Consider the following 15,643-nt stretch of genomic DNA (forward strand, 5'->3'; position numbering starts at 1 on the left):
CGTTATGCAGCTGGTTCGAGGTCTTCACAACCTGCGCCCCGAGCACCGGGGCTGTGTCGCCACCATTGGCAACTTCGACGGGGTTCACCGCGGCCACCAGGCGATCCTGGCGCGCCTGCGCGAGCGCGGCCAGGCCTTGGGCCTGCCGACCTGCGTGGTGATCTTCGAACCGCAACCACGCGAGTATTTCGCCCCCGACACCGCGCCGGCCCGCCTGGCCCGCCTGCGCGACAAGATCGAACTGCTGGCGGGCGAGGGTATCGACCGGGTGCTGTGCCTGGCATTCAACCAGCGCCTGAGCAAGCTCGGTGCCGATGCCTTCGTCAAGGCCATCCTGGTCGACGGCCTGGGTGTACGCCACCTCGAAGTGGGTGATGACTTCCGCTTCGGCTGCGACCGCGCCGGCGACTTCGCCTTCCTGGTCGAGGCCGGCAAGCAGTACGGCTTCACCGTCGAGGCCGCCAACACGGTGATCCAGGACGGCCTGCGTGTCAGCAGCACCGAAGTGCGCAAGGCCCTGTCCGAAGGCAACTTCGAGCTGGCCGAGCACCTGTTGGGCCGCCCGTACCGCATCAGCGGCCGCGTGCTGCATGGCCAGAAGCTGGCCCGCCAGCTCGGCACACCTACCGCCAACATCCAGCTCAAGCGCCGCCGCGTACCGCTGTCCGGGGTCTACCTGGCCAGCATCGAAATCGACGGCAAGGCCTGGCCGGGTGTCGGCAATATCGGCGTGCGCCCCACCGTTGCCGGTGACGGGCGCCCGCACCTGGAGATTCATCTGCTGGATTATGCCGGCGACCTGTATGGCCGGCGCCTGACGGTGGAGTTCCACCACAAGCTGCGTGAAGAGCAGCGTTTCGCCTCCCTGGAGGCGCTGAAGTCGGCGATCGATGCGGATATCGCCGCCGCACGTGCACATTGGCACGCTCAACCGTTAACGAAGAGCCTGAAATGACCGACTACAAAGCCACGCTTAACCTTCCGGACACCGCCTTCCCCATGAAGGCCGGCCTGCCTCAGCGCGAACCGCAGATCCTGCAGCGCTGGGACAGCATTGGCCTGTACCAGAAGCTGCGCGAAATTGGCAAGGATCGTCCCAAGTTCGTCCTGCACGACGGCCCGCCCTATGCCAACGGCAAGATTCACATCGGTCATGCGCTGAACAAGATTCTCAAGGACATGATCGTCCGTTCCAAGACCCTGGCCGGCTTCGATGCGCCGTACGTGCCGGGCTGGGACTGCCATGGCCTGCCGATCGAGCACAAGGTCGAGGTCACCCACGGCAAGCACCTGTCCGCCGACCGCACCCGCGAGCTGTGCCGCGAATATGCCGCCGAGCAGATCGAAGGGCAGAAGACCGAGTTCATCCGCCTGGGCGTGCTGGGTGACTGGGACAACCCGTACAAGACCATGAACTTCGCCAACGAGGCCGGTGAAATCCGCGCCCTGGCCGAAATGGTCAAGCAAGGCTTCGTGTTCAAGGGCCTGAAGCCGGTGAACTGGTGCTTCGATTGCGGTTCGGCCTTGGCCGAGGCCGAGGTCGAGTACGCCGACAAGAAATCGCAGACCATCGACGTTGCCTTCCCGGTAGCCGACGAGGCCAAGCTGGCCGCTGCCTTCGGCCTGGCTTCGCTGGCCAAACCGGCCGCCATCGTGATCTGGACCACCACCCCGTGGACCATCCCGGCCAACCAGGCGCTGAACATCCACCCCGAGTTCAAGTACGCCCTGGTCGACACCGGCGAGCGCCTGCTGGTACTGGCCGAAGAGCTGGTCGAGTCGTGCCTCAAGCGCTACAGCCTGGAGGGCTCGGTCATCGCCACCGCCCAGGGTTCGGCGCTGGAACTGATCAACTTCCGCCACCCGTTCTACGACCGCCTGTCGCCAGTCTACCTGGCCGACTACGTCGAACTGGGCGCCGGTACCGGCGTGGTGCACTCCTCGCCAGCCTACGGTGAAGACGACTTCGTCACCTGCAAGCGCTACGGCATGGTCAACGACGATATCCTCACCCCGGTGCAGAGCAACGGCGTGTATGTCGATTCCCTGCCATTCTTCGGCGGCCAGTTCATCTGGAAGGCCAACCCGGCCATCGTCGAGAAGCTGAGCGAAGTCGGTGCGCTGATGCACACCGAAACCATCAGCCACAGCTACATGCACTGCTGGCGCCACAAGACTCCACTGATCTACCGCGCCACCGCGCAGTGGTTCGTGGGTATGGACAAGCAGCCGACCACCGGCGAGCCGCTGCGTGAGCGCGCACTGAAAGCCATCGAGGACACCAAGTTCGTCCCGGCCTGGGGCCAGGCGCGCCTGCATTCGATGATCGCCAACCGCCCGGACTGGTGCATCTCGCGTCAGCGCAACTGGGGCGTACCGATCCCGTTCTTCCTGCACAAGCAGACCGGCGAGCTGCACCCGCGCACCGTCGAGCTGATGGAAGCAGTGGCCAAGCGCGTCGAACAGGAAGGCATCGAGGCCTGGTTCAAGCTGGACGCCGCCGAACTGCTGGGCGCTGAAGCCGAGCAGTACGACAAGATCACCGACACCCTCGATGTCTGGTTCGACTCGGGTACCACCCACTGGCATGTGCTGCGTGGCTCGCACGACATCGGCCACGCCACCGGCCCGCGTGCCGACCTGTACCTGGAAGGCTCCGACCAGCACCGCGGCTGGTTCCACTCGTCCTTGCTGACCGGTTGCGCCATCGACGGCCACGCGCCGTACCGCGAGCTTCTGACCCACGGCTTCACCGTGGACGAGAACGGCCGCAAGATGTCCAAGTCGCTGGGCAACACCATCGAGCCGGAGAAGGTCAACAACACCCTGGGTGCCGATATCCTGCGCCTTTGGGTCGCCGCTACCGACTATTCCGGTGAAATGGCCGTTTCCGAGCAGATCCTGCAGCGCAGCGCCGACGCCTACCGACGTATCCGCAACACTGCACGCTTCCTGCTTTCCAACCTGTCCGGCTTCGACCCGGCCCGCGACCTGCTCGCCCCGGAAGACATGCTGGCACTGGACCGCTGGGCTGTAGACCGTACCCTGCTGCTGCAGCGCGAGCTGGAAGAGCACTACAGCGAGTACCGTTTCTGGAACGTCTACTCCAAGGTGCACAACTTCTGCGTGCAGGAGCTGGGCGGTTTCTACCTCGACATCATCAAGGACCGCCAGTACACCACCGGCGCCAACAGTGTCGCCCGCCGTTCCTGCCAGACCGCGCTGTACCACATCAGCGAGGCCCTGGTGCGCTGGATCGCGCCGATCCTGGCGTTCACCGCCGACGAGATCTGGCAGTACCTGCCAGGCGAGCGCAACGAGTCGGTAATGCTCAACGGCTGGTACCAAGGCCTGAGCGAGCTGCCAGAAGGCAGCGAACTGGACCGCGCCTACTGGGACCGCGTGATGGCCGTCAAGGCATCGGTCAACAAGGAGCTGGAAAACCAGCGTACCGCCAAGGTCATCGGCGGCAACCTGCAAGCCGAGGTCACCTTGTACGCCGATGAAGGCCTGAGTGCCGACCTGGGCAAGCTGGGCGATGAACTGCGCTTTGTGCTGATCACCTCGGCTGCCAGCGTGGTGCCGTTCGTGCAGGCGCCGGCCGAAGCCGTGGCCACCGAAGTCGAAGGCCTCAAGCTGCAAGTGGTCAAGTCCGGTCATGCCAAGTGCGGCCGTTGCTGGCACTTCCGCGCCGACGTCGGCAGCCACCCGGAGCATCCGGAAATCTGCGGCCGTTGCGTCGACAACCTCAGCGGTTCCGGCGAGGTGCGCCACTATGCCTAACCCTGCAGCGGGGCGCTTCGGGCGCCTTGCATGGCTTTGGCTTAGCCTGGTGGTACTGGTCCTCGACCAGGCCACCAAGCTGTATTTCAACAACGCCCTGACCATGTACCAGCAGATCGTCGTCATCCCCGACTACTTCAGCTGGACCCTGGCCTACAACACCGGCGCGGCGTTCAGCTTCCTGGCGGACAGCTCCGGCTGGCAGCGCTGGCTGTTCGCCCTGATCGCCGTGGCGGTCAGTGCCGTGCTGGTGGTGTGGCTCAAGCGCCTGGGGCGCAACGAGACCTGGCTGGCCGTGGCGCTGGCGCTGGTGCTGGGTGGCGCGATCGGCAACCTGTACGATCGCGTCGTGCTCGGCCATGTGGTCGACTTCATCCTGGTGCACTGGCAGAACCGCCATTACTTCCCGGCCTTCAACCTGGCCGACAGCGCCATCACCGTCGGTGCTGTGATGCTGGCGCTGGATATGTTCAAGAGCAAGAAGTCCGAGGATCCGGTCCATGACTGACACCCGTATCGGCCAGAACACCGAAGTCACTCTGCACTTCGCGCTGCACCTGGAAAACGGCGACACTGTCGACAGCACGTTCGACAAGGCCCCGGCCACCTTCAAGGTTGGCGATGGCAACCTGCTGCCAGGTTTCGAGAACGCACTGTTCGGCTTCAAAAGCGGTGACAAGCGTACCGTCGTGGTGGCCCCGGAGAACGCCTTCGGCCAGCCCAACCCGCAGAACGTGCAAGTCATGCCGCGGTCCCAGTTCGAGGGCATGGAGTTGTCCGAAGGGCTGTTGATCATCTTCAACGACGCCGCCAACACCGAGCTGCCAGGTGTTGTCAAAGCGTTCGATGACGACCAGGTGACCATAGACTTCAATCACCCATTGGCTGGCAAGACCCTGACCTTCGAGGTGGAGATCCTCGAGGTGAAGGCCCTGTAAGCCTGGAGCCGAGCATGCAAATCAAACTCGCCAACCCTCGCGGCTTCTGCGCGGGGGTCGACCGGGCGATCGAGATCGTCAACCGCGCGCTGGAAGTCTTCGGCCCGCCGATCTACGTGCGTCACGAAGTGGTGCACAACAAGTTCGTGGTGGAAGACCTGCGCAACCGTGGCGCCATCTTCGTCGAAGAGCTGGACCAGGTACCGGACGATGTCATCGTCATCTTCAGTGCCCACGGCGTTTCCCAGGCCGTGCGCCAGGAAGCCGCTGGCCGTGGCCTGAAAGTGTTCGATGCTACCTGCCCGCTGGTGACCAAGGTGCACATCGAAGTGGCCAAGTACAGCCGCGACGGCCGTGAGTGCATCCTCATCGGCCACGAAGGGCACCCGGAAGTCGAAGGCACCATGGGCCAGTACGACGCCAGCAACGGTGGCGCCATCTACCTCGTCGAAGACGAGGAGGATGTTGCCAACCTGCAGGTGAAGGACCCGGACCACCTGGCGTTCGTTACCCAGACCACGCTGTCGATGGACGACACCAGCCGCGTCATCGACGCCCTGCGTGCGCGTTTCCCGAACATTGGTGGCCCGCGCAAGGACGACATCTGCTACGCCACCCAGAATCGCCAGGACGCGGTCAAGCAACTGGCGGACGAGTGTGATGTGGTACTGGTGGTCGGCAGCCCGAACAGTTCCAACTCCAACCGCCTGCGCGAGCTGGCCGAGCGCATGGGCACCCCGGCTTACCTGATCGATGGTGCCGAGGACCTGCAGCGTGACTGGTTCGACCAGACAGCGCGGATCGGCATCACCGCCGGTGCTTCTGCCCCTGAAGTACTGGTGCGTGGCGTGATCGAACAGCTCAAGGCCTGGGGTGCCACCGGCGCTGAAGAACTGGATGGGCGGGAAGAGAACATCACCTTCTCCATGCCCAAGGAGCTGCGGGTTCGGTCGCTGATCTGACACGGCCCCTACCTGGGGCTGTTTTTTGTGGGAGCGGCCTTGTGTCGCGAAAGGGCCGCAAAGCGGCCCCGGCAATGGCAGCACCAGCGCTGAAATCCTGGGGCTGCTTTGCAGCCCTTTCGCGACACAAGGCCGCTCCCACAACGATCGCACATGCTAGCTGGCGGAGCCTTTGCACCGGGAGTTCTTGGCCTCTCCCATTTCTACCCTGACCCTGCCAGTCTGTGCCATCACCACTCGATACTGACTAGTTGCAGTCAAGCGCTCGCAAACCTCCATCGTTGAACCAAACCAGTTATTGTTCGCCCCCAGTGGAACCCCCTGCGCACTGAACTTCAGTTGTCCGCCGCCATTGCTGGTGATCGTCAGCGGCCGTGAAAGGCGCTGCTCGCGCAGCACCTGCTGGTTATGCTCCAGCATCACCCGCCAACCATTCCCCCAATCACCATCCAGCGCCTGCACCAGCACCGGCTGGCTCTGCAGCATGGCATGGCTGCGCGCACTGCGCAGCGCCTGCGCCAAGTCACGCGCAGCCGCCGCCCTGTGCAGGTCGTCGCTCAATCTGGCGTAGGCCGGCATGCCGAGCTGTGTCAGCAATACGGCCACCGCCAGGGCGGACAACATTTGTATCAGTGTTACACCTCGTTGCTTCACCGTGCATTCCTCCCTGGAAGTGCTTGGCTATAGCTTCACGGTCGTTGGACCGGCGGTCCAGTCGCCCGGGTTCAATGCAATTGCAGGAAAAGTCGCAGGAGGTGCAGGGATGCGTGCAATACAACGGGGCATGACGCTTCTGGAAGTGTTATTGGCGGTGGGAGTGGTGGCCGTGGGTATGTTCGCAGCGGCAGGCTTGCAACTGCGGGCATTGCAGGCTGCCGAGGACGCGCGTCGCGATGGGCAGGCGCTGATGGCGGCGCACAGTGAGCGGGAAAGGGGGCGGCCATGAGGTGCGGCCAGCGTGGTTTCGGCTTGCTCGAGCTGATGCTGGCGCTGACCATCGGGTTGCTGCTGTTGGCGGCCGCCAGCCAGCTCTTTACCTCGGCCCACCACACATGGCGGCTGCAAAGCACGGCAGTACGCATGCAGGATGAGGCGCGCCTGGCATTGCTGCGAATAGCCCAGGATATCCGCATGACCGGGATGTTCGGCTGCCTGCGACTGCGGCCACAGCACTTCAGCAGTTCCAGCGCAGAGCACGCATTCGCCCGGCCGATGGAAGTCGAAGCATCCACCCTGAGCCTGGTCGTGACGGAGTTGCCTGGGCAAGCCGGGGCGCCGCTGTGGTTCCTGCACACGGACTGCACCAGTGAAGTGTCTGTGGATGACAATTTGAAGGAGGGCTACCCACAGGCTTACCCCATCAGCAGATATGTCTACCAGCTCCAGGGCAATACGCTGAGATTCAAACGCAACAACAGCAACTTCCAGCCGCTCGTTGAGAATGTGCGGTCCATGCGTTTCCAGCGTGTGCAAATGGCGCAAGGTGAGCGGGTGGATATTGCCCTGACGCTTTACGAACCCACGCTCGAACTCGAACAGCGCCATGAACTGAGCGTGGCAATCCGCAACCCGGTGCCGGCCTCATGAGTCGTCAGCGTGGCATAGTCCTATTGGTGGCCCTGGTCTTGAGCACGCTGCTGGGGTTGCTTGCGGCGTCCGCCCTGCGTGATGCCCTAGCGGCAACGCGGATGACCGGTTACCTGAGCGAAGGCCTGCTGGCGCTGGAGCAGGCCGAGGACACGTTGCTGGCAGGGGCAGGCGAGCTCGAACGGGCTCCCCCCGACCCTTGCGAAGGGTGCCCGCCACCAGCTCGACCGCACGACCTGAGCGGGCAGTGGCAGCGCACGCGAACTGGCTACTTCCACTTGCAGAATCTGGGTACCAGCGATTACGCCGCGCATATGCCGGAAGGGCAGCAGGTCACGCTGTACCGAGTCACCGCCGTCAGCTTGCAAACCCAGTCACGGCATGTGCTGGAAGCGGTCTATGCCATGGACGGCGACACAACCCGGCGCATCGCCTGGCGGCAGAGATTGCGAGGAGACTGACATGCAGCAAGGCTTGAGCCTGATCGAGTTGTTGATTGTGCTGGCCGTGACCGGCATTCTGGCAGCCATTGCCTACCCCAGTTACAGCGACCAGTTACGGCGAGCCGCGCGCAGCGAAGTGGTTGGCCTGCTGCATGATGCCGCCCTGCGCCTGGAACGCCATCGCGTACGCACTGGCCAATACGCCGAGGGCGACCCGGCCTTGCCCGACGGTACCCGCTATTACAGCCTGCAGGCCCAGCGCGACAGCGACACCTTCACGCTGCGCGCCCGGCGACTGCCGAATGGGCTGATGGCACAGGACCGCTGTGGCGATTTCCAGCTCGACCAGGCTGGCGTGCAGCGCAATCCGGGGGCCGTCGAAGACAGCGTGCACTGCTGGGGAAGCTGAAGGTTGAATGATGCCCGGTGCATCGCGGATTTACTTCAGGTGTTGGATCGACAGATGAGCAAGCAAGTAGTGGTGGTCGGTGGCGGGGTGATCGGCCTGCTGACGGCATTCAACCTGGCGGCGAAGGTCGGGCAGGTAGTGGTGTGTGATCAGGGTGAAGTCGGCCGCGAGTCGTCCTGGGCCGGCGGTGGCATCGTCTCGCCGCTGTACCCGTGGCGCTACAGCCCGGCCGTGACTGCCTTGGCACACTGGTCGCAAGACTTTTATCCACAGCTGGGCGAGCGCTTGTTCGCCAGCACCGGCGTCGACCCCGAAGTGCACACTACCGGCCTGTACTGGCTCGACCTGGACGACGAGGCCGAAGCGCTGGCCTGGGCCGAGCGCGAGCAGCGGCCGCTGAGTGCCGTGGATATCTCGGCGGCCTATGACGCAGTGCCGGTGCTGGGCCCGGGCTTCAAGCGTGCCATCTACATGGCCGGGGTGGCCAACGTGCGCAACCCGCGCCTGGTGAAGTCGCTCAAGGCGGCGTTGCTGGCGTTGCCCAACGTGACCTTGCGTGAGCACTGCCAGATTACCGGCTTCGTCGAGCAAGGCGGCCGCGTGACCGGTGTGCAGACGGCAGACGGTGTGCTGGCGGCGGATGAGGTGGTGCTAAGTGCCGGCGCCTGGAGTGGCGACCTGCTGCGTACGCTAGGCCTGGAGCTGCCGGTGGAGCCGGTGAAGGGCCAGATGATTTTGTTCAAGTGTGCCGACGACTTCCTGCCGAGCATGGTGCTGGCCAAGGGGCGCTATGCGATCCCCCGGCGTGACGGGCATATTCTGGTGGGTAGCACGCTGGAGCATGCCGGGTACGACAAGACCCCGACCGGCGAGGCGTTGGAGAGCCTGAAGGCGTCGGCGGTGGAGTTGTTGCCTGAGCTCGAGGGGGCGCCGGTGGTGGCGCATTGGGCCGGGCTACGGCCGGGGTCGCCGGAAGGTATTCCGTATATCGGGCCGGTGCCGGGGCATCAGGGGTTGTGGTTGAACTGTGGGCATTACCGCAACGGGCTGGTGCTGGCGCCGGCTTCGTGCCAACTGTTTACCGACCTGTTGACCGGGGCAGAGCCGATCATTGACCCGGCGCCGTATGCGCCAGCCGGGCGCTTGAGCTGAGGGCCTCTTCGCGGGTAAACCCGCTCCCACAGGTACATCACAGGTTTCGAAAACCGTGCGATCCCTGTGGGAGCGGGTTTACCCGCGAATGCTGCAGTGAAGCTACCGATGCATTCGCGGGTGAACCCGCTCCAACAGGCTACTGTGTTCAGCCCTGGCGGCCGGGGCCCTGTTGCAGGTGCGCCTGGCTGCAATACCACTCGTTGCCCTGTTGCAGCGCCCGGTCATTGGGCAGATGCACGCCGCAATGGGCGCAACGCACCATTTTCAGCGGTGCATCCAGCTTCGCCTCGGGGTGCGACTGTTGGCTGGCTTTGAACTTGCGCCACAGCCAGAACGCGGCGGCGATCAGGGCGATCCAGAAAAGTAGGCGAACCATGGTGTCCAGCTTGTCGGTTTAAGAAGCCGACAGTCTAGGACGCGGCAAATAAAAAAGGGAGGCCCAAGGCCTCCCTTTCATGTACCGCTGCGTATCAGTCGAACAGACCAAAGGTCATGTAGCTGAACCAGGAGCGGTCCTTCTCGGCTTCCTTCGGCCCTTCCGGCACGATCGGGTCACCGTTCTCGTCAGTTGGCAGCAGCTCGCGCGGCATTTCGTCACGGGCATCCTGGAACTGCTTGACCACATCCTGGTTGGCGCGGGTTTCGCCCGGCGGCAGCGGGGTGTCGGTTTCGATCAGGCCCAGGGTTGCCTTGGACAGCCAGCCGCGGCCGTCAGACTCGGTCTGCTTTGGCTGGAACTCGCCATCTGCCAGGCTCGGGTGGTCAGGGTAGTTGAGCTTGAGGGTTTCCAGGCTGGTGGCGGCCAGTTCGTCCAGGTGCATCTTCTGGTACGCCTCGACCATCACTGCCAGGCCGTCGCCGACCGATGGGGTTTCCTGGAAGTTCTCCACCACGTAGCGGCCACGGTTGGCGGCAGCTACATAGGCCTGGCGGCTCAGGTAGTAGTCGGCCACATGGATTTCGTACGAGGCCAGCAGGTTGCGCAGGTAGATCATGCGCTGCTTGGCGTCGGGCGCGTAGCGGCTGTTGGGGAAGCGGCTGGTCAGCTGGGCGAACTCGTTGTACGAGTCGCGGGCGGCACCCGGGTCACGCTTGGTCATGTCCAGCGGCAGGAAGCGCGCCACCAGGCCACGGTCCTGGTCGAACGAGGTCAGGCCCTTGAGGTAGTAGGCGTAGTCGACATTCGGGTGCTGCGGATGCAGGCGGATGAAGCGCTCGGCCGCCGACTTGGCTGCCTCTGGCTCGGAGTTCTTGTAGTTGGCGTAGATCAGCTCGAGCTGCGCCTGGTCGGCATAGCGGCCGAACGGGTAGCGCGACTCCAGGGCCTTGAGCTTGTTCACGGCGCTGGTGTAGCTGGAGTTGTCCAGGTCAGCTTGCGCCTGCTGGTACAGCTCGGCCTCGCTGAGGTTCTCGTCGATCACTTCTTTATTGGAGGAACAGGCCGCGGTGAGCCCGAGGATGGCGATCAGCAGCAGGTGTTTCACTTGCATGGCGGCTTGCGTCCCTTTGACGGCCGCTGTCTTGGGCGGTGCCGTCCTGTTATGATGAGCGCCCCGGCCAACCCCGGGACAAAAGAAGTCGTATTTAACCACAAGCTCGCAGCCGAAACCAAAGGCTGTGCGCCCGCCGAATCGAGCATGTCCGAGATCATTCAACTTAGCGCAGAGGTCCCGTCCGAACTGGGCGGTCAACGCCTCGACCAGGTCGCCGCCCAATTGTTCGCCGAGTACTCGCGTTCCCGGCTGACTTCGTGGATCAAAGAAGGCCGCCTGACGGTCGATGGTGCCGTGGTGCGCCCTCGAGACCTCGTCCATGGTGGCTCGCAACTTGTCCTTGAGGCCGAGCAAGAAGCCCAGGGCGAGTGGGTCGCCGAAGATATCGAGCTGGATATCGTCTACGAAGACGACCATATCATGGTGATCAACAAGCCTGCCGGGCTGGTTGTGCATCCGGCCGCCGGGCATGCCAGCGGGACTTTGCTCAATGCACTGCTGCACCACGTGCCTGACATCGTCAACGTACCGCGCGCCGGTATCGTGCACCGCCTGGACAAGGACACCACCGGCCTTATGGTAGTGGCCAAGACCTTGCAGGCGCAGACCCGGCTGGTCGAGCAGATGCAGGCGCGCAAGGTCAGCCGCATCTACGAGTGCATCGTGATTGGCGTGGTCACTGCCGGCGGCAAGATCGATGCCCCGATCGGCCGCCATGGCGGCATGCGCCAGCGTATGGCGGTCACCGACGGCGGCAAGCCGGCGGTCAGCCACTACCGTGTACTCAAGCGCTTCCGCTCGCACACCCACGTGCGGGTCAAGCTGGAAACCGGCCGTACCCACCAGATTCGCGTGCACATGGCTCACGTTGGCTTCCCGTTGGTCGGCGACCAGACGTACGGCGGGCGCTTCCGCATTCCGCCGGCAGCCAGCCCGACCATGGTCGAGGCGGTGAAAACCTTCCCGCGCCAGGCTCTGCATGCGCGCTTCCTGGCTTTGGCCCACCCGATTACCGGTGAAGTCATGAAGTGGGAATCGCCGCTGCCGGATGACTTCGTCTGGTTGCTGTCACTACTGAACCAGGACCGCGAGAGTTTTATCGGATGAGTGGCCTGACGCAGTCGCTGCTGTTCCCCGACTGGCCGGCCCCGGCCTCGGTGCGCGCCTGTGTCACCACCCGCCAGGGCGGCATCAGCCTGCCGCCCTATGAAACCTTCAACCTTGGCGACCATGTAGGGGACGACCCTGCCGCGGTGGCCGAGAACCGTCGCCGCCTGAGCGACGAATTCGCCATCCAGCCGGCCTGGCTCAAGCAGGTGCATGGGCTGGTGGTGGCGGATGCCGACCCTGCCGTGGTGGCCGAGGCCGACGCCAGCTGGACCGACCAGCCTGGCGTTGCCTGTACCGTGATGACTGCCGATTGCCTGCCTGCGCTGTTCTGCGACCAAGCCGGTACCCGCGTGGCGGCGGCGCATGCTGGCTGGCGCGGGCTGGCCGGTGGTGTGCTGGAGGCCACCTTGGATCGCCTGGCACTGCCGCCTGAAGAGGTGCTGGTGTGGTTGGGGCCGGCGATTGGCCCGCAGGCGTTCGAAGTGGGGCTGGAGGTGCGCGATGCCTTTACAGAGGTGCACCCGGAAGCGGCCAGGGCCTTTGTCGAGGGTGCCCGGCCGGGCAAGTTGATGGCCGACATCTATGAGCTGGCGCGTATTCGTTTGGCGGCGCGTGGGGTGACTGCTGTCTATGGCGGTGGCTTGTGCACGGTCAGCGATGAGCGGTTCTTCTCCTATCGCCGTACCCCGCAGGGTGGGCGCTTTGCTTCACTGGTGTGGCTGGAACCGCGTTAACCTGCGCCGGCCTCTTCGCGGGTGAACCCGCTCCCACAGGTACTGCATCGCTCTCAAGGTCTGTGAGGATCCTGTGGGAGCGGGTTCACCCGCGAATGCCTCACCGCTAATCCACCAGGTTGACCCCGGTCAACCCCGCTACGCTTGAATCTTCCAGAATCAGCCTTATCTATAAGGTCATCTCAGGCAGGTTTCTTCATAAACAGGCGCTGTCCATCGCTCCGACCTGCCCTTTAAAGGAAGGTACCCCATGCGAATAGACCGTTTGACCAGCAAGCTGCAGCTTGCAATATCCGATGCCCAATCCCTGGCCGTTGGCATGGACCACCCCGCCATCGAGCCCGTGCACCTGTTGCAGGCACTGCTCGAGCAGCAGGGCGGTTCGATCAAGCCACTGCTGATGCAGGTCGGCTTCGACATCAACAGCCTGCGCCAGGCGCTGGTGAAAGAACTCGACCAACTGCCGAAAATTCAGAACCCCACTGGCGACGTGAACATGTCGCAGGACTTGGCGCGCCTGCTCAACCAGGCTGACCGCCTGGCCCAGCAGAAGGGTGACCAGTTCATTTCCAGCGAGCTGGTGCTGCTGGCTGCCATGGACGAGAACAGCAAGCTCGGCAAGCTGTTGCTGGGCCAGGGCGTAAGCAAGAAAGCCCTGGAAAACGCCATCAACAACCTGCGTGGCGGCGCGGCGGTCAACGATGCCAACGCCGAGGAGTCGCGCCAGGCGCTGGACAAGTACACCGTCGACCTGACCAAGCGCGCCGAAGAAGGCAAGCTGGACCCGGTGATCGGCCGTGACGACGAAATCCGCCGTACCGTGCAGGTGCTGCAACGCCGTACCAAGAACAACCCCGTGCTTATCGGTGAGCCTGGCGTAGGTAAAACGGCCATCGCCGAAGGCCTGGCCCAGCGCATCATCAATGGTGAAGTGCCCGACGGCCTCAAGGGCAAGCGCCTGCTGGCGCTGGACATGGGCGCGTTGATTGCCGGTGCCAAGTACCGCGGCGAGTTCGAAGAGCGCCTCAAAGGCCTGCTGAACGAGCTGTCCAAACAGGAAGGCCAGATCATCCTGTTCATCGACGAACTGCACACCATGGTCGGCGCCGGCAAAGGCGAGGGCGCCATGGACGCTGGCAACATGCTCAAGCCGGCCCTGGCCCGTGGCGAGCTGCACTGCGTTGGCGCCACCACGCTGAACGAGTACCGCCAGTTCATCGAGAAGGACGCTGCGCTGGAGCGCCGCTTCCAGAAGGTGCTGGTCGAGGAGCCGAGCGAGGAAGACACCATCGCCATCCTGCGTGGCCTGAAAGAGCGCTACGAAGTGCACCACAAGGTGGCCATCACCGACGGCGCCATCATTGCCGCGGCCAAGCTCAGCCACCGCTACATCACCGACCGTCAGTTGCCGGACAAGGCCATCGACCTGATCGACGAGGCGGCCAGCCGCATCCGCATGGAGATCGACTCCAAGCCGGAAGTGCTCGACCGCCTCGACCGTCGCCTGATCCAGCTGAAGGTGGAATCGCAGGCGCTGAAGAAGGAAGAAGACGAAGCGGCGAAAAAGCGCCTGGAGAAGCTGACCGAGGAAATCGACCGGCTGGAGCGTGAGTACGCCGACCTGGAAGAAATCTGGGCCTCCGAGAAGGCCGAAGTGCAGGGCTCGGCGCAGATCCAGCAAAAGATCGAGCAGGCCCGCCAGGAGCTGGAAACCGCCCGTCGCAAAGGCGACCTGAGCCGCATGGCCGAGCTGCAGTACGGGGTGATCCCGGACCTGGAGCGCAGCCTGCAAATGGTCGACCAGCACGGCAAGACCGAGAACCAGCTGCTGCGCAACAAGGTAACCGAGGAAGAAATTGCCGAAGTGGTGTCGAAGTGGACCGGTATCCCGGTGGCCAAGATGCTCGAAGGCGAGCGCGAGAAACTGCTGAAAATGGAAGAGCTGCTGCACCAGCGCGTGATCGGCCAGGGCGAAGCGGTAACCGCCGTGGCCAACGCCGTGCGCCGTTCGCGTGCCGGGCTGTCCGACCCGAACCGGCCAAGTGGTTCGTTCCTGTTCCTCGGCCCGACCGGGGTGGGCAAGACCGAGCTGTGCAAGGCGCTGGCCGAGTTCCTGTTCGACACCGAAGAGGCGATGGTGCGTATCGACATGTCCGAGTTCATGGAGAAGCATTCCGTGGCTCGCCTGATCGGTGCCCCACCAGGCTATGTAGGGTATGAAGAGGGCGGTTACCTGACCGAGGCAGTACGGCGCAAGCCATACTCGGTGGTGCTGCTGGACGAAGTGGAAAAGGCCCACCCGGATGTGTTCAACGTACTGCTGCAGGTGCTGGAAGACGGCCGCCTGACCGACAGCCACGGGCGCACCGTGGACTTCCGCAACACCGTGATCGTGATGACCTCCAACCTGGGCTCGGCGCAGATCCAGGAACTGGTGGGTGACCGCGAGGCACAGCGTGCGGCGGTGATGGATGCGGTGGGTGCGCACTTCCGTCCGGAATTCATCAACCGTATCGACGAAGTGGTGGTGTTCGAGCCACTGGGCCGCGAGCAGATTGCCGGCATTACCGAAATCCAGCTGGGCCGCCTGCGCAGCCGCCTGCTGGAGCGCGAACTGTCGTTGAGCCTGAGCCCGGAGGCCTTGGACAAGCTGATTGCCGTGGGTTACGACCCGGTGTACGGCGCACGGCCGTTGAAGCGGGCGATCCAGCGCTGGATCGAAAACCCGTTGGCGCAGTTGATCCTGGCAGGCAAGTTCATGCCTGGGACGGCGATTACCGCCAAGGTGGAAGGCGACGAAATCGTCTTCGGCTGATCTGTTTCACCATGAGCCCCGCATTTGCGGGGCTTTTTTTTGCCTGTTTTCCTGTGCTGGCCTCTTCGCGGGTAAACCCGCTCCCACAGGAATACCGACAGCCTCGAGGCTTGCGCAGCACCTGTGGGAGCGGGTTTACCCGCGAAGAGGCCAGCACAGGCCCCGCGAAACCAAGGCTTTTCAGGCTTTCTGGATAACTTGCTGAAATTTTTGA

At 63.7% G+C, this 15,643-nt stretch carries 16 protein-coding genes; 13 read left to right on the plus strand and 3 right to left on the minus strand.

Going from position 1 to position 15,643, the window contains the following annotated elements:
* Positions 1 to 4 precede the first annotated feature (4 nt).
* Genes ribF through ispH form a run of 5 tightly spaced genes read left to right on the plus strand, consistent with a single transcriptional unit; the run spans position 5 to position 5,683 of the window.
* The gene (ribF, locus tag JV551A3_RS04700; RefSeq protein ID WP_133970175.1) at positions 5 to 955 is read left to right on the plus strand and encodes a bifunctional riboflavin kinase/FAD synthetase; all 951 of its coding nucleotides are present in this window, start codon (positions 5 to 7) and stop codon (positions 953 to 955) included.
* On the plus strand, positions 952 to 3,783 hold the full coding sequence (gene ileS, locus JV551A3_RS04705) for an isoleucine--tRNA ligase (protein WP_112251880.1): 2,832 nt from the start codon (positions 952 to 954) through the stop codon (positions 3,781 to 3,783). The genes ribF and ileS overlap by 4 nt, the downstream gene beginning before the upstream one ends.
* The gene (gene lspA / locus JV551A3_RS04710) at positions 3,776 to 4,291 is read left to right on the plus strand and encodes a signal peptidase II (RefSeq protein WP_112251881.1); all 516 of its coding nucleotides are present in this window, start codon (positions 3,776 to 3,778) and stop codon (positions 4,289 to 4,291) included. The genes ileS and lspA overlap by 8 nt, the downstream gene beginning before the upstream one ends.
* Positions 4,284 to 4,721 carry an FKBP-type peptidyl-prolyl cis-trans isomerase gene (fkpB, locus tag JV551A3_RS04715; RefSeq protein ID WP_112251882.1) on the plus strand — a complete coding sequence of 146 codons (438 nt, stop codon included), beginning with the start codon at positions 4,284 to 4,286 and terminating at the stop codon, positions 4,719 to 4,721. The genes lspA and fkpB overlap by 8 nt, the downstream gene beginning before the upstream one ends.
* Before the next feature lie 14 nt (positions 4,722 to 4,735).
* The gene (gene ispH / locus JV551A3_RS04720; RefSeq protein ID WP_133970176.1) at positions 4,736 to 5,683 is read left to right on the plus strand and encodes a 4-hydroxy-3-methylbut-2-enyl diphosphate reductase; all 948 of its coding nucleotides are present in this window, start codon (positions 4,736 to 4,738) and stop codon (positions 5,681 to 5,683) included.
* A gap of 156 nt (positions 5,684 to 5,839) precedes the next feature.
* Here the strand turns inward: ispH and JV551A3_RS04725 are convergent, their stop codons facing one another.
* Positions 5,840 to 6,337, minus strand: coding sequence for a GspH/FimT family pseudopilin (locus JV551A3_RS04725; RefSeq protein ID WP_133970177.1), 498 nt, complete (start codon positions 6,335 to 6,337; stop codon positions 5,840 to 5,842).
* Between the two features lie 109 nt (positions 6,338 to 6,446).
* Between JV551A3_RS04725 and JV551A3_RS04730 the strand changes: the two genes are divergently transcribed.
* From JV551A3_RS04730 to thiO, 5 genes are read left to right on the plus strand one after another with little or no spacing between them, the layout of a single operon-like run.
* Positions 6,447 to 6,629 (plus strand): prepilin-type N-terminal cleavage/methylation domain-containing protein, encoded by a 183-nt coding sequence (locus JV551A3_RS04730; protein ID WP_133970178.1) that lies wholly within the window; start codon positions 6,447 to 6,449, stop codon positions 6,627 to 6,629.
* The gene (locus JV551A3_RS04735; protein ID WP_133970179.1) at positions 6,626 to 7,270 is read left to right on the plus strand and encodes a PilW family protein; all 645 of its coding nucleotides are present in this window, start codon (positions 6,626 to 6,628) and stop codon (positions 7,268 to 7,270) included. Before JV551A3_RS04730 ends, JV551A3_RS04735 begins: the two co-directional genes overlap by 4 nt.
* Positions 7,267 to 7,731 (plus strand): hypothetical protein, encoded by a 465-nt coding sequence (locus tag JV551A3_RS04740; protein ID WP_133970180.1) that lies wholly within the window; start codon positions 7,267 to 7,269, stop codon positions 7,729 to 7,731. Before JV551A3_RS04735 ends, JV551A3_RS04740 begins: the two co-directional genes overlap by 4 nt.
* Before the next feature lies 1 nt (position 7,732).
* Complete coding sequence (locus JV551A3_RS04745; RefSeq protein ID WP_112251888.1) at positions 7,733 to 8,122, plus strand: type IV pilin protein; 390 nt, start codon at positions 7,733 to 7,735, stop codon at positions 8,120 to 8,122.
* 54 nt (positions 8,123 to 8,176) lie between these two features.
* The gene (thiO, locus tag JV551A3_RS04750; protein ID WP_133970181.1) at positions 8,177 to 9,274 is read left to right on the plus strand and encodes a glycine oxidase ThiO; all 1,098 of its coding nucleotides are present in this window, start codon (positions 8,177 to 8,179) and stop codon (positions 9,272 to 9,274) included.
* Between the two features lie 148 nt (positions 9,275 to 9,422).
* Here the strand turns inward: thiO and JV551A3_RS04755 are convergent, their stop codons facing one another.
* Positions 9,423 to 9,653, minus strand: coding sequence for a PP0621 family protein (locus JV551A3_RS04755; protein WP_133978386.1), 231 nt, complete (start codon positions 9,651 to 9,653; stop codon positions 9,423 to 9,425).
* A gap of 94 nt (positions 9,654 to 9,747) precedes the next feature.
* On the minus strand, positions 9,748 to 10,767 hold the full coding sequence (locus JV551A3_RS04760) for an outer membrane protein assembly factor BamD (RefSeq protein ID WP_085626733.1): 1,020 nt from the start codon (positions 10,765 to 10,767) through the stop codon (positions 9,748 to 9,750).
* Between the two features lie 147 nt (positions 10,768 to 10,914).
* On the opposite strand from JV551A3_RS04760, the gene rluD reads away from it, so the two are divergent.
* The 3 genes from rluD to clpB all read left to right on the plus strand — a co-directional run bounded on the left by rluD (position 10,915) and on the right by clpB (position 15,429).
* Positions 10,915 to 11,877, plus strand: coding sequence for a 23S rRNA pseudouridine(1911/1915/1917) synthase RluD (rluD, locus tag JV551A3_RS04765; protein ID WP_085626778.1), 963 nt, complete (start codon positions 10,915 to 10,917; stop codon positions 11,875 to 11,877).
* Positions 11,874 to 12,614, plus strand: coding sequence for a peptidoglycan editing factor PgeF (gene pgeF, locus JV551A3_RS04770; protein ID WP_133970189.1), 741 nt, complete (start codon positions 11,874 to 11,876; stop codon positions 12,612 to 12,614). Before rluD ends, pgeF begins: the two co-directional genes overlap by 4 nt.
* Before the next feature lie 250 nt (positions 12,615 to 12,864).
* The gene (clpB, locus tag JV551A3_RS04775) at positions 12,865 to 15,429 is read left to right on the plus strand and encodes an ATP-dependent chaperone ClpB (RefSeq protein ID WP_112251897.1); all 2,565 of its coding nucleotides are present in this window, start codon (positions 12,865 to 12,867) and stop codon (positions 15,427 to 15,429) included.
* Positions 15,430 to 15,643 lie beyond the last annotated feature (214 nt).

Origin of the sequence: Pseudomonas inefficax, assembly GCF_900277125.1 — a bacterium.
In the GTDB taxonomy this organism is placed as follows: Bacteria; Pseudomonadota; Gammaproteobacteria; order Pseudomonadales; family Pseudomonadaceae; genus Aquipseudomonas; species Aquipseudomonas inefficax.

Excerpts from the sequence above, each read along its gene's own strand:
- ribF (WP_133970175.1), top strand. The coding sequence starts at position 5 with ATGCAGCTGGTTCGAGGTCTTCACAACCTGCGCCCCGAGCACCGGGGC.
- ileS (WP_112251880.1), top strand. The coding sequence starts at position 952 with ATGACCGACTACAAAGCCACGCTTAACCTTCCGGACACCGCCTTCCCC.
- lspA (WP_112251881.1), top strand. The coding sequence starts at position 3,776 with ATGCCTAACCCTGCAGCGGGGCGCTTCGGGCGCCTTGCATGGCTTTGG.
- fkpB (WP_112251882.1), top strand. The coding sequence starts at position 4,284 with ATGACTGACACCCGTATCGGCCAGAACACCGAAGTCACTCTGCACTTC.
- ispH (WP_133970176.1), top strand. The coding sequence starts at position 4,736 with ATGCAAATCAAACTCGCCAACCCTCGCGGCTTCTGCGCGGGGGTCGAC.
- JV551A3_RS04730 (WP_133970178.1), top strand. The coding sequence starts at position 6,447 with ATGCGTGCAATACAACGGGGCATGACGCTTCTGGAAGTGTTATTGGCG.
- JV551A3_RS04735 (WP_133970179.1), top strand. The coding sequence starts at position 6,626 with ATGAGGTGCGGCCAGCGTGGTTTCGGCTTGCTCGAGCTGATGCTGGCG.
- JV551A3_RS04740 (WP_133970180.1), top strand. The coding sequence starts at position 7,267 with ATGAGTCGTCAGCGTGGCATAGTCCTATTGGTGGCCCTGGTCTTGAGC.
- JV551A3_RS04745 (WP_112251888.1), top strand. The coding sequence starts at position 7,733 with ATGCAGCAAGGCTTGAGCCTGATCGAGTTGTTGATTGTGCTGGCCGTG.
- thiO (WP_133970181.1), top strand. The coding sequence starts at position 8,177 with ATGAGCAAGCAAGTAGTGGTGGTCGGTGGCGGGGTGATCGGCCTGCTG.
- JV551A3_RS04755 (WP_133978386.1), bottom strand. The coding sequence starts at position 9,653 with ATGGTTCGCCTACTTTTCTGGATCGCCCTGATCGCCGCCGCGTTCTGG.
- JV551A3_RS04760 (WP_085626733.1), bottom strand. The coding sequence starts at position 10,767 with ATGCAAGTGAAACACCTGCTGCTGATCGCCATCCTCGGGCTCACCGCG.
- rluD (WP_085626778.1), top strand. The coding sequence starts at position 10,915 with ATGTCCGAGATCATTCAACTTAGCGCAGAGGTCCCGTCCGAACTGGGC.
- pgeF (WP_133970189.1), top strand. The coding sequence starts at position 11,874 with ATGAGTGGCCTGACGCAGTCGCTGCTGTTCCCCGACTGGCCGGCCCCG.
- clpB (WP_112251897.1), top strand. The coding sequence starts at position 12,865 with ATGCGAATAGACCGTTTGACCAGCAAGCTGCAGCTTGCAATATCCGAT.